Annotated in this window: 12 protein-coding genes; 2 read left to right on the top strand and 10 right to left on the bottom strand. The window is 46.3% G+C overall.

All coding sequences use genetic code 11. The features are described from left to right. Window positions 1-83: 83 nt before the first annotated feature. The gene (gene ligA / locus ABH09_RS04065; RefSeq protein ID WP_253715304.1) at window positions 84-2,009 is read left to right on the top strand and encodes an NAD-dependent DNA ligase LigA; all 1,926 of its coding nucleotides are present in this window, start codon (window positions 84-86) and stop codon (window positions 2,007-2,009) included. A gap of 22 nt (window positions 2,010-2,031) precedes the next feature. Here the strand turns inward: ligA and ABH09_RS04060 are convergent, their stop codons facing one another. Then, window positions 2,032-2,337 carry a hypothetical protein gene (locus ABH09_RS04060; protein ID WP_253715303.1) on the bottom strand — a complete coding sequence of 102 codons (306 nt, stop codon included), beginning with the start codon at window positions 2,335-2,337 and terminating at the stop codon, window positions 2,032-2,034. 334 nt (window positions 2,338-2,671) lie between these two features. Here ABH09_RS04060 and ABH09_RS04055 point away from each other — a divergent pair, with 334 nt between their 5' ends. Next, complete coding sequence (locus ABH09_RS04055) at window positions 2,672-3,415, top strand: YebC/PmpR family DNA-binding transcriptional regulator (protein ID WP_253715302.1); 744 nt, start codon at window positions 2,672-2,674, stop codon at window positions 3,413-3,415. A gap of 133 nt (window positions 3,416-3,548) precedes the next feature. On the opposite strand, the gene ABH09_RS04050 is transcribed toward ABH09_RS04055, so the two are convergent. From ABH09_RS04050 to ABH09_RS04010, 9 genes are all read right to left on the bottom strand, one after another. Further along, entirely contained in the window at window positions 3,549-4,286 is a 738-nt protein-coding gene (locus ABH09_RS04050) for a 16S rRNA pseudouridine(516) synthase (RefSeq protein WP_162662910.1), read from the bottom strand. A 15-nt stretch (window positions 4,287-4,301) separates the two neighbouring features. Further along, window positions 4,302-5,162: an alpha-hydroxy-acid oxidizing protein gene (locus ABH09_RS04045; RefSeq protein WP_162662907.1), complete on the bottom strand. Its 861-nt coding sequence runs from the start codon at window positions 5,160-5,162 to the stop codon at window positions 4,302-4,304. Between the two features lie 35 nt (window positions 5,163-5,197). Then, entirely contained in the window at window positions 5,198-6,376 is a 1,179-nt protein-coding gene (locus ABH09_RS04040) for a hypothetical protein (protein WP_253715301.1), read from the bottom strand. 237 nt (window positions 6,377-6,613) lie between these two features. Beyond that, the gene (locus tag ABH09_RS04035) at window positions 6,614-7,432 is read right to left on the bottom strand and encodes a PhnE/PtxC family ABC transporter permease (protein WP_253715300.1); all 819 of its coding nucleotides are present in this window, start codon (window positions 7,430-7,432) and stop codon (window positions 6,614-6,616) included. Next, on the bottom strand, window positions 7,429-8,283 hold the full coding sequence (locus ABH09_RS04030; RefSeq protein WP_162662901.1) for an ABC transporter permease subunit: 855 nt from the start codon (window positions 8,281-8,283) through the stop codon (window positions 7,429-7,431). Before ABH09_RS04030 ends, ABH09_RS04035 begins: the two co-directional genes overlap by 4 nt. After that, window positions 8,273-9,046 (bottom strand): phosphonate ABC transporter ATP-binding protein, encoded by a 774-nt coding sequence (gene phnC, locus ABH09_RS04025; protein ID WP_203232443.1) that lies wholly within the window; start codon window positions 9,044-9,046, stop codon window positions 8,273-8,275. The genes ABH09_RS04030 and phnC overlap by 11 nt, the downstream gene beginning before the upstream one ends. A 66-nt stretch (window positions 9,047-9,112) precedes the next feature. Further along, window positions 9,113-10,090, bottom strand: a complete 978-nt coding sequence (locus tag ABH09_RS04020; RefSeq protein ID WP_162664733.1) for a phosphate/phosphite/phosphonate ABC transporter substrate-binding protein — start codon at window positions 10,088-10,090, stop codon at window positions 9,113-9,115. Window positions 10,091-10,380: 290 nt separating this feature from the next. Then, window positions 10,381-11,067: an ABC transporter ATP-binding protein gene (locus ABH09_RS04015; protein WP_253715299.1), complete on the bottom strand. Its 687-nt coding sequence runs from the start codon at window positions 11,065-11,067 to the stop codon at window positions 10,381-10,383. A 14-nt stretch (window positions 11,068-11,081) separates the two neighbouring features. Next, window positions 11,082-12,218 (bottom strand): ABC transporter permease, encoded by a 1,137-nt coding sequence (locus ABH09_RS04010; RefSeq protein ID WP_253715298.1) that lies wholly within the window; start codon window positions 12,216-12,218, stop codon window positions 11,082-11,084. Window positions 12,219-12,230 lie beyond the last annotated feature (12 nt).

The raw sequence follows: 12,230 nt of genomic DNA, 5'->3' as shown, positions 1-12,230 counted from the left end.
ACTAATCAGTAGGAGTTTTCCGTTAGCCTTTTGAAAAGAGATGGTTGGTTGTATTTTTGTTACGTACATAGTATGTTTTCAATATGGAAAAGAATACACGGATACAAGAGCTTGAAGCGCTGATAAAAAAGCATCAGGACTTATACTATAACGCGGAACCGGAAATTTCGGATGCGGATTTTGATTTATTGTGGGACGAGCTGCGCAGTCTCGACCCTCGGAATGCGCTTTTTGCAACAGTACCTAAGGACAGCGCTGACGGCTTCCCGAAGGCGGAACACATTATCCCGATGGGGAGTCAAGAAAAAGCAGCGGATCCCGAAAGTTTCCAAAAATGGGCGGAAAAGATGTCGTTCTCCGATTTTTTGGTACAATATAAACTGGACGGCGCCAGTATGGAGCTGCAATACGAAAAGGGGCGACTCGTTCGGGCAGTAACACGGGGCGACGGCAAAATCGGAGACGATATTACTGCGAATGTTAAAAAGATGCAGGGAGTCGTACTTGAACTGAAAGGCGATTCCGCCCCTACCGGCACGGCTCCCTTTTCCGGCGGTATCCGCGGCGAAGTGCTGATGACCAAAGAGGTGCTACGCCGTTTTTATCCCGATAAAAAAAATTGCCGGAATGCGGCAAACGGGTTGATGAAGCGGAAGGACGGCAGCGGCAGCGAGCACCTCGAAATTATTTGCTACGATGCTGCCGCAGGAACAGTCGGAAAGCCCTTTACCGAAACGGCGCCTTTCACCACAGAAACCGAGAAACTCAACTGGCTTGAAGCGCAGGGTTTCTTACAGGTGCCGGTTACACGGTGCGCCGGCGTCCGGGAAGTTATCGACTACCGCGCCCATGTTATGGATATACGTAGCACTATTCCCTACGACATCGACGGCCTTGTCGTTAAAAACGACCGCATCGATACTGCAGACCTCAGTAGGGCGCGGCCGGAAAAACAGATCGCCTTTAAGTTCAGTCTTGAAGAAGCGGTTACTGTATTGCGCAGCGTCGAGTGGAGCGAGTCGGGCGCTACCTACACCCCCATCGCAGTCATCGATCCGGTACAGTTGGCGGGCACAACCGTTAAGCGGGCAAACCTCTGCAACCCGAACATGATTGCGGAGCTGAACCTCAAGATCGGCAGTAGAGTGCTGGTAACCAAACGGGGGGAGATTATCCCTAAGATAGAAGCGCTCATCGAAAACCCTGCGTCATGTGTGCCCATTGAACAGCCGTGCCGATGCGGGAGCTGCGGTACTGAACTCCGCGATGAAGGCACCCGCCTGTACTGCCCCAATCCGGCTTGCCCTAAGCTCATTCATCACCGGATAGAAAAATGGATCAACACCCTCGATATTCAAGACTTTGGGACGGTGCTCCTTAAACAGCTCTTTGATGCACAGCGTCTCCGCTCTATTTCCGATTTATACACCATTACGGTTGAAGAACTTGCCGCTTTGGAACGCATGGGAAAAAAGTCGGCGGAAAAAGTGTACAGAGCGCTTCATGCCAAACGCGAAATCTCCCTGCCGACCTTTATTGCCGGTTTTGATATTGAAGGCATCGGCCGTATTATGGTAGAAAAACTGGTTGATGCAGGCTTTGATACTCTCGAAAAACTACTCGCAGCTTCGGAGGAAGACTTTGCCTCCGTGTACCAATTCGGCAGCGTCCTTGCCCATACGCTTACGCTCGGCCTCCGCGATGCAAAGGAAGAAATGCTGCACCTTACCGGTTCGGGGATTATCGTTATTCAAGCGCCTGTCTCCGCTCAAGGAAATCTTCCGCTTGCAGGAAAAAGCTTTTGCTTTACCGGAGAGTTGAACACGCTTAAAAGGAAAGAAGCTGAAGCGATGGTGCAGGCCAAGGGCGGAACGGTAAAATCGTCGGTAACCAAGGGACTTACGTACCTCGTGACCAATACCCCCGATTCCGGTTCGTCAAAAAACAAGAAGGCGCAGAAACTCGGCACTGTGATTATCACCGAAGAGGCATTTTTAAAACTGTTTTAATGCCGGCCTCGTAGATACCTCGTCAGCAAATGGACATCTGTTTCCCTTCCGCCCTTCCAGCGCTTTTGCAAATAACCTGTTGAGCAGTTATACATCCGTGTACACTTTTTACCGACATACATCCGTGTATGTCGGTAAAAGACAAGTTTTGTACACAAAACTTGCTTCTGATTAGCTCCCCGCCCATCCTTGGGCGTTCTGATGACAAGTTTTCGCTGCGCAAACTCGCTTCTGTATGGAAGCACGGACATCCTTGTCCGTTCTGTAATTTCAAGGCGCGAGCAAAAATCAACAACCCCGACGCAAGCGTCGGGGTTGTTGTTCTCATAAGGTGGTTGCAGTCGGCTTTAATACCCTTTGTTACGACGCAGAGCGTCGGGGTATTAAACCCTCCGCACGAATAAAGCGGAGACGTACTTTTTGTACGTTGAGTATTTTCAGAAGTGGCACGGATGCCACTGGTTCAACTAGAAGCGATATTTCGGCAAAGCCGAAATTCGCCATTAAAAGTGTACACGGATGTACACTTTTAATGATGCGACGCAGTAGATGCCCCGCATATTTTCAAAGGTTCAAAGGTATAATTGACAGGGTTATCTTTATATGATATAAATTTTGCGCATATTTTGTTTTTAAACCTTTTAAGGCGGAGGGAGTATATAATGTCCGGACACAGTAAATGGGCGACGATTAAACACGCAAAAGGAGCCGCTGACGCAAAACGCGGTCAGATGTTTACAAAGTTTATTAAAGAAATTTCTATAGCTGCACGTATGGGCGGCGGGGATCCGAACGGTAACCCGCGGTTAAGAACTGCGATATTAAAAGCACGTGCGGCTAACATGCCGAAAGATAATATTGAACGGGCTATCAAGAAAGGTACCGGCGAATTGGGCGGTGCAAGTTATGAAGAGCTGTTGTACGAAGGCTATGCGCCGGGCGGTGTTGCGGTATTGGTAGAGGTACTGACCGACAATAAAAATCGGGCTGCAGCCAATGTGCGTAACCTCTTTTCTAAAAACGGGGGTAACCTCGGTGCGACGGGTTCGGTAGCTTATATGTTTAACCGCAAGGGTGTTATAGAATACGATGCCGAAGTAGTAAGCGAAGAAAAACTGATGGAAGAAGCCTTGGAAGCCGGGGCGGAAGATATTCAGACTGAAGGCGGTATTATCACAGTAACAACCGATCCCAATGACTTTGCTTCCGTGCTTGAAGCTTTACAGGAAAAAGGATTTGAATCCGTTTCTGCAGAAATCTCTATGGTCCCTGCAACGTATATGAGTTTGGAGGCAGAGACAATCCGCAAAGTATTAAAAATGGTCGAGCGTCTTGAAGAAGATGACGATGTCCAGAACGTATACACAAATCTTGATATTCCCGACGATTTTGAACCTGAGGAATAACGGTACATTTTGTAATTTTCAATATCTTGTTCCATAATTAAACGCCATGCTATCGTTGTTTTCAACGGTTGCTATGGCGTTTTTATTTTATACCAATTAGAGATTGTAACACTTTCAGCAATAATAACAATTCTTATATCTTCTTAAGCGCTGTAACTTCATCGGAGGTAAGCTCGCGGCAAGAACCGGCAGATAATTGCGGATCGAGCATAACGCCCCCCATCGAAATTCGTTTGAGGTAGATTACTTCATTTCCAAGCACTTTTATCATTTTTTTTACTTGATGATATTTCCCTTCGCAGATATGCATCAAAAATGCCCATTTCGTTTTTATGTTTTGTGCTTCCGTACGTTCAAAGATCGCAGGGAGACAGGTGAAAGTTTTCCCGAGTGATAATCCTTGAGCACAGGCCGTTTTGGCAACGTAAAACTCGGCTTCGGTGAAAGGAACCGCTGTTTCAAGATAATAGCTTTTTATACAGGCTGATTTCGGGGCAGTAAGTCGATGAGTAAGCTCTCCGTCATCGGTAATGATGAGCAGCCCTTCGGTATCGAGGTCGAGCCGTCCGATGGGGAAAAGACTCATTGCAGAAAAAGGCGGCGGCAGCAGCTCCATAACGGTGCGGTGCAGCGGATCGGAGGTGGAAGTAACAACCCCAGCCGGTTTGTTCAGCATAAGGTAACAACAGGTGCGGAGGTACAGTTTTTCTCCGTTATGTGAAAGTGTATCGTTTTCAGGGTCAAGCAGCGTCCCCGCATCGGTTACCCGTGTGCCGTTGATTCGGAAATCTTCTTTACGCAAAAGCCGCCGTACATCTTTCCGTGAACCTAATCCGTTCGCAGCGAGTATTTTATCTATCCTGACAAGCATTTTCCGCAAATATGTTTAACCTACAGTTAGGCGACGGTACAGCTCCCGCACACCTTGAGCTTTATCTTTCAACAGTGCAGTAATGCAGGGGCGACCGATCATCACCTGTGCCGCACCGAGTCGTTTTGCGGTAACTATATCCATGCGACTCCGCAATCCTCCGTCTACCCACACCTCGCCTGCAAACTTACGGAGCGTACTGCCGTACTCGGCTAAAAAATCCGCCGTACTGCCGCGTCTTGTTTCTATCCTGCCACCGTGATTGGAAATAACGGCAACATCAGGACGCAACTCTTTTACCAGCTCGACATTTTCGGGTAAAAATATTCCTTTAATTGCAAAAGGTTTTTGTGCATACCGCTGTATTTCTTTCAGGCTCTGTGCATCTTTTTGTTCAAGCTGAACAAGGTTACGCATTGTTACAATATTATAGGAATCGATATCGATCCCTACCAGATCGGCAGAGCTGCGTACCCAATCTATCCGTTCAAAGATACGGGGATTAGGATACGGCTTAATGAACACCGCTCCGGTTTTTCCGTATCGCTGCAGGGCTGCAAGACCTCCCTGTATCTTTGCGTCGGGGTATCCGTCTCCAATGCTGAGCAGGAATCCTGCTTCGGCACAAGCTTCAATTAAATCGAAATAAAACGCGGCTTCATCTCCATAGCCGACATTTTCGACACCGCCGGTAATAGGAGCCAATCTAATGGGAGGTAGCACATCATCGCACAGGGTATCGCTATAATACTTCTGCCATGCAGAACAGTTGCTGATAAAATTGGCGCTTTGAAATACGCCGCCCATTCCGGGCAGTTCACCAAGGCAGCCGTATCCGTCGCATTCGGCACAAAAATGGCATTTATATCCGCTCATGATTTTTCTACAATAAAGGGTAGCATTTTATGCATTTATAAATTACGTTTCAGGGCTATCTTGGCTTCAAACATAGAAGCAGGAGCAGCGTAAAAGAGCGGGTAAAACGAAAAACGGAAATCAAGATCGCAAGGTCCGATATTCAGGGTATAGAACGGCGTAAAGGCGAGTACTAATAGCGGCATAGTCGTGGGGCGTGTTATCGGCAGTGCAATCAGACTGTGAAAACCCCCTTGCATTTTATTTAATTCTATCCTTCCGAAACCGAAGAACATATTTAATCCGCCGTATAGCTCATTATGAATGATAGTAAAAGGCTTTATAAGCGGTGCAACAGGAAAAAGCCCGCCGGATTGAGTGTCTCGGATCTTGGAAATAAAGAATGTAAAATCAAAGTCCATGCGTTCAAGTGCGATACGCGGTTCAAAAAATGCAAAGATATTGCCGATAAGATCTTTTCGTAGCGTTGCGCTTCTGAAATTCGTTTTATGTAACCCAACCTGCGTAAAAATACCGACATTATCATGAACGGTAAAAAGTGCCGAAGCTGATGTTGCAAGAGATACTTTCGCCGCTTTATCACTAATATGAAAGGAGAAGTTTGCATTGATAAGTGCAATATTTGTGAAAACACCGCCCTGTGCGTATAGGCTGTATTCTTGTTTATCCTTTATTCCGCCGTTCCAGCTGAAAGAGCCTCCTACATACCCAGTGTTTAAAATGAGTCCTGCAGCACTGACACCTAAGCCTTCACGAGGACGAGGCGGCGTAAAAAGTGCGGCAATATCGTTTTCATACATTTTTACCGGTCGCATACGCTGCTTAAGAAAATCAAAGCTATAGTGTTCACCCGTAAGGCTCTGATGTTGTCCTGTAAAGACCGATAAAATCAGGGGCTGACCTATAAAATTCGGAAAGTTCAAAGAAAAATCAACACAAGTAAATTGTCCCGGTATCCGCGACAGTTGTTCCGGATGGAAAAAGCGCAGAACATCAGGAACATAGAGCGCAAGGTTTAGGTCGCTGTAAAAACGTTCTCCGTGAAGTAAACGGAAATTAATGGATGATTGTTGGACTATACTGAATTGCGACGAACTGCTTGGTTGCTTGCCTGCTAATATCCCGAAGTTAAATTCAGGTACGTTAACCTCTAAGGCTACAGCAGTGTATATCATCGAAAAACATACAAAGATACGCGCTATATTTTTTTTCATTTAAAACTCCCTATGGGCATTTCTAAAAGCTCGGTTAGCTTTTAGAAATGCCCGACAAGTTTAAAATTAAGTCTTATCCAATAATAACTTAATTTTAAACGTCGCAACTAAATTTAAGGAAAACCTCTAAAAACTGATTCGCAATCCGCTTTAGCGGATATGACAAATCATTTCCTTACAGAACAAGCCGATAGGTTTGCAGTTTTTAGAGGTTCCTTATACAGTGTCGGTATTTTTTTAATGCTGCTTGATTCCTTTCCGCAGACGCAGAGAGAGCAGCTCCAGTAAAATGACGGTACCGAAAATAGTGTATGTGATAACGCCGACTTCCCGTATATCATAATAGAGATTGCCTGCCATGAATAAATAATACCCGATGCCGCCCGATCCTGCGGCGGCGCCGATTGCGACGGCATTGATAAAATTGATTTCGAAGCGGAAAAATGTCCATGAAATAATGGATGTTGCAGCAACCGGGATAACCGCTTGCGTAATAATGCCGGAAAATCCCGCTCCGCAGGCTCGCAAAGCATCAATTGTATCGCGGTTAATCTGTTCAAAGCTTTCCGAAAACACTTTTACCAAATAAGCAATGCTATGGAAGCACATACCGATAACGGCGGCATCGGTACCGATATTAATCGTAACCGAGAAAACCAGTACCCAAATAATTGTGGGAATTGATCGGATAATTGCGGTAATAATACGGATTATTTTTACGACACCCGAAGGAGCGATATTTCGAGCTGCTCCGAGAGCCAAGAAAAAAGCGATAGCGGCACCACCGATCGTCGTTAAAATCGATAGTGCAAAACTGATACCGAGTGAGTACGCAAGTTCACCGATGGGTAAATGATCCGACCGCTTCGGCTGCAAAAAAAGGATGCGTCCATAGTGAAGCAGATTATGCCATGAACTCTTCCAATCGATTGTTTCCTGCGCAAGCAAAAAACATCCCCAAATACTGACACCGAAAAAAACAGCAAATACAAGAGAGGGCATATATTGTTTTTTTCTCGGCAATCGGCAACGGCCAATACTGGTATGGTTTTTCATAGTAATATCCTTCGCACCCTGTTGGAAATGCTGTCGATGCAAAGTACGAGTATCGTCAGCACACAAATGATAAGACCTGCTTCGGGATAACGAAAGCTTTTAAAATACAGATTAAAAAGGAAGCCGATACCCGTTCCCGTCAAAATGCCGATCAATGCCGAATCTCTGACATTGGTTTCTATAGCATAGAGTAGCCATGAAATAAAGAGCGGAAGGACATTTGGTAATACGCCGTGAATGATAATCGGTATATACGATACGCCTGCTGCTTCCAAAGCCGTATACGATTCTTCGGCGTGAGAGTCGATAATTTCGGTAAAAGCTCGGGTTAAATGTCCTGCGGTAATAAAAAAAAGAGCCAAAAAACCGGTTACGGCATTTTGCTTAAAAGATAACAGCAATAGAATAGACCATGCGGGAAGAGGTATATTTCTAAAAAAAGATGCGGCACCGGAACAGACAATACGCAATACGCGGAAGCGGCCGGTTGTTTGCGAACCGGCAACAGCCGCTACACAGGCAACACAAAAAGCTGTAGTTGATGCCGTTATCGCGATAACGGCTGTGTGCAGCGAAGTTTTAAAAATAAGTGGCAGCACAGAAATCGATTGTGCCGATGGAAAAAAATTCCTTACCAGCCAATATAGTCCGCGTGGAATCCCTGTTAGTGCATTCCATGCCGTAAACCCCGTCATAATTGCCGAAGCTGTATATAACGCGGCAGCCGTGAAAAAGATAGTCAATGTTCTTAGTTTTTTTTTCTTGAAGAAAGCCTCTGAAGAAGGCGATTGCCGGTGCTGATGTGATTCAAAGGCAGGATATTGCCTACCTATCGGAATATCAAATTTCATGGCCGTCTTTCTTTTCGGTATGGGTTCCGGAAGAAAAAATAGTGTGCAGCGCTTTTTCCGAGAGTTCTTCCGGTTTTCCGTCAAAGACCACTTTTCCGTTGCCTAAACCGATAATCCTGTCAGAATACCGCTTTGCGTATTCAACATGATGCAAATTCATAATGCAAGTAAGATTCCGCGCTCTAACTATCTTTTCAATATAATCAAGGATATCCTGTGCGCTTTGCGGATCGAGTGAAGAGACAGGTTCATCGCATAAGAGTATTTCCGGACGTTGCATCAATGCCCGCGCAATGCCGGTACGTTGTTTTTGACCACCACTTAAATCTGCACACCGCTGATAAAGGTAATCCGAAAGGCCGAGTTCTTCGAGTATTGCTAGAGCCCGCGCCCTCTCGCCCTGCGGATACAGCCCGAATAGGCTACGATACAGCGGCAAAGCACCGAGACAGCCGTGGAGCGTGTTTTCAAGAACGGTGAGCCGTTCTACTAAATTATAGTTTTGAAAAATCATTCCGATTTTTCTACGAAGCTGTTTCAATCGGCGATTGTTCATTTTTTGCAGTACTTCACCGTCGATCTCAACCGTACCGGCAGTGCAATCGATAAGCCGATTAATACAGCGGATAAAGGTTGTCTTACCCGCTCCCGAAGATCCGATAACAGAAACTATTGTTCCCTGTTCAATCGTAAGATCGATGGAATCTAATGCGCGTCTACCGCCTGTATATTGTTTTGAAACATCTTTAAAGGTAATCAACAATTCAAACCCTATTCATGCAGAGGATTTTACCCCCGGTGCTTCTGCCGAAATAAGTTAATATTATAATTACCTAGTAGAATTCCTGATCTCATCATACCAGGAATCATCGGTAGCAACCAGCCGTGTCTTTTCGGAATACTTAGGATATATACCTTTTTTACCGGAATCCTTTACATTAAAAATTCCGGGATTATTAGCTGTCTTATCCGACGTCAGCGCATCCTGTATCTTTTTTATGTCCGAGGCTGAAAGGGTGTTTGCGTTGACGGTGATCGGTGCATTTAAGACGGGAATGGAACGGATTACAGTCATTTCACTTCCTGCAAAGGAGGTAAAAGGTTCATCAGCTCCTACGGTTACGCGGTAGACGGCACCGGTTTTATAAGCTTCCCCTTCGAGCAGTTCGTACACGCCGATTGTCTGTGGGATGGCAAAGGCTGCCGCATCTGCATCGCCGCGAAAAAGGTTGACCTGTGAGCCCTGGTGGGAACCGGCAAATAGCACCTTAGAAAATACTTTGTCGCTCAATATAAGATCGTCGGTATTATCAAGAGCAAAAGCGGCTGCCAAAACACGTGCGGGAATAACAAACCCAGAGGTAGAACTTGCTGCCACAAACGACATTCTTTTACCTTTTAATAGGCTTAAGTCAAAACTGCCGTCAGCCTTTTTATAGCTATCGGCATCCTTCCGCTGTACACCAATGAAGCTGTAATACTTTGCATCTTCAAGCGTTCCGCTGGGTCCCGAATTCGTTGCAATGGGAACAACGGCGCTGTTCCGTTTATGTGCGGTAAGGTACCCTTCGGCACCGACATAAGCCATATCAGCCTTACCGGAAACGAGCGCTTCCAATGCGATGTTATAGTCAGTCGTTGTCAAAATTTCAACATCGCGTCCGACGGCTTCTTTTAAAATTTCTTTGAATGCAGCGCGGGCATCTTTCATGGATTCGCTTGACTCATTTGGATAAAAAACCATTGTGAGCGGCTTTTGTTCTGCTTTACTACATGAGCAAACAAGTAAAATTGAAAGGCACGTCATAAAAAGAAACGGTTTAACATACCGCAACATCTTTTCTGCTGGTGAAGCGGTTGTAGCACAAAATAAAGAGGATTTCATAACTTTCTCCACATTTTAGGAAATCGCTAAAAGCAGTTTTTAGCGATTTCCGATTATGCGCGCCAGTTTACTATAATTGGAGTCTTTGTGCAATCGCTTACACCACTCCATAATCCACGCCACAGGCCGCTTTTTTATATTCCCCGCAGATGGCAGTAATACTAATCAGTAGTATATCTAAAAAGCCCCTAATGTGTTTTTCCCTGTGCATCTTATTTTTGCAGCACAGGCCGCGTTCTGCTCATCTTTTCGATGCGCGCGATTTTTCCGTGCTCAAGTACAACCATCCGTTCCGCTTGATCGGCGACCTCCGGATCGTGCGTAACGACGATAATGGTACTGCCGGTATTGTGCAGCTTTTCGAAAATCTCCATAACCAAAAGTTCGTTTTTTTCATCGAGGTTGCCGGTCGGTTCGTCCGCAAGCAGGAGCTTGGGGTGATTGATGAGCGCGCGGGCAATACACACGCGCTGCTGCTCTCCGCCCGAAAGCTGATTGGGCAGGTGCTTTGCCCGCTCCTTTAAGCCGACGCTCGCAAGCGCTTCCATCGCCTCTTCTTCGTCGGGCATACTGTGGTAGTACTGCGCCATCATCACGTTTTCAAGCGCGGTAAGATAATTGACGAGGTGGAATTGCTGAAAGACCAAGCCGATGGTATCCCGCCGTACGACCGTTAATTCCTTTGATGATAATTTTGAAATATCCTGCCCCGCCAATTCAATCTTGCCGCGCGACGGCTTATCCATACAACCGATGATGTTCATCAGCGTCGTCTTACCGGAACCGGACGGCCCCATAATCGACAGCCACTCGCCTTCTTCTACCGCCAAATTTATATTATCCAAGGCTTTTAAGTCGCCGTAAATCTTTGAAATTCCGCTCAATGTTAAAATATCCATATAATTCTCCTTTGCTACTCCCCGCGTAAAACCAAAGCGGGGTCAATGTCTACCGTGGCGCGTACCGGGAATAAACAGGAAACAATCGTGATAATAATCGAGGCGATGACCGTAAACGGCGCAAGCTGTACCGGAAACGAAACCTCGCGGGCGAATACGCTGATACTCACGTTGTCCGCAAACACATAGCCTAATACCACACCCAAGATACCGCCGATTAAACCGAGCATCACCGCTTCACCCATAAAGTCTTTCACGACGCTGCTATTCGAAGCGCCGAGCGCTTTTTTAAGGCCGATTTCTTTTCTACGTTCTGCGACAACCGCCATCATCGTCGTTGTTACGCAGATCATCGTTAAGAACAACACGATGATAGTAACAATCCACACGAGCGCCTGCAGCTTGTTTAAGACTACATCCTGAGATTCCGTTACACGCTTTACAAGCCGCGGCGTAATACCGTTCACCTGCTTCGACACCGTGTCGGCTATCGATTTAAGGTACTCCTGATTGCCGTCGATGCTGCATTCAATAACATCAAACTGATCATCATACCCGATAATCCCTTTGATATCCTCAAGGCTCATAAAAATAAATTCTTCTTCTACGCCGCCGGTGGTAACGATGCCCGACACCGTACATTCGTTGACGGTAACATCGCCGTTCGGCTTCGGCGTATTGACGATAAAGGTATCGCCGACCGCCAACTCGATATTGCGGCTTATTTCGTGCCCGATCAGCACTTCCTTTTTATTGTGCGGCCAATCCCCGCGAATGAGCCAATAGGGGCTATTGCTTTTTGCGCTTGCCAAATCCGTCGCGGCGATCATGTACGGCTGTTCGTTTACCTTTGCCGACTGGTAGATGTACGGCGCAAAACCGACCAGCTTCTCAGGGTCAATCACCTGCTTAATAGCGCCGATTTGCTCCTGCGTAATCTTGGATTCGCTTTCCGCCGGAAGGAATATCAAATTTGCGCCGTACGACCGGAACACTGTCCCCATCTGGCGCGGAATATCATAGTAAATAGTTAACAAACCCGACAGCACCGTAGAGCCGATTGCGATTGCCAACAACGCGACAAGCATCCGCGAACGGCGGCGTATCAGCGAGCTTGTAATCATCTTTAAATACATTCTATTTCTTGTCATAGCGTTTCACTC

It is taken from the genome of Treponema sp. OMZ 803 (genome assembly GCF_024181165.1).
Lineage (GTDB): Bacteria > Spirochaetota > Spirochaetia > Treponematales > Treponemataceae > Treponema.
The sequence above is the reverse complement of the archived record's forward strand: the minus strand, read 5'-3'. Positions and strand labels throughout refer to the sequence as shown.

Coding starts and splice junctions, on each gene's coding strand:
- ABH09_RS04030 (WP_162662901.1), bottom strand. CDS start 8,283: ATGAAATTTGATATTCCGATAGGTAGGCAATATCCTGCCTTTGAATCA.
- ligA (WP_253715304.1), top strand. CDS start 84: ATGGAAAAGAATACACGGATACAAGAGCTTGAAGCGCTGATAAAAAAG.
- ABH09_RS04020 (WP_162664733.1), bottom strand. CDS start 10,090: ATGACGTGCCTTTCAATTTTACTTGTTTGCTCATGTAGTAAAGCAGAA.
- ABH09_RS04035 (WP_253715300.1), bottom strand. CDS start 7,432: ATGAAAAACCATACCAGTATTGGCCGTTGCCGATTGCCGAGAAAAAAA.
- ABH09_RS04055 (WP_253715302.1), top strand. CDS start 2,672: ATGTCCGGACACAGTAAATGGGCGACGATTAAACACGCAAAAGGAGCC.
- ABH09_RS04060 (WP_253715303.1), bottom strand. CDS start 2,337: ATGAGAACAACAACCCCGACGCTTGCGTCGGGGTTGTTGATTTTTGCT.
- ABH09_RS04010 (WP_253715298.1), bottom strand. CDS start 12,218: ATGACAAGAAATAGAATGTATTTAAAGATGATTACAAGCTCGCTGATA.
- ABH09_RS04040 (WP_253715301.1), bottom strand. CDS start 6,376: ATGAAAAAAAATATAGCGCGTATCTTTGTATGTTTTTCGATGATATAC.
- ABH09_RS04015 (WP_253715299.1), bottom strand. CDS start 11,067: ATGGATATTTTAACATTGAGCGGAATTTCAAAGATTTACGGCGACTTA.
- ABH09_RS04045 (WP_162662907.1), bottom strand. CDS start 5,162: ATGAGCGGATATAAATGCCATTTTTGTGCCGAATGCGACGGATACGGC.
- ABH09_RS04050 (WP_162662910.1), bottom strand. CDS start 4,286: ATGCTTGTCAGGATAGATAAAATACTCGCTGCGAACGGATTAGGTTCA.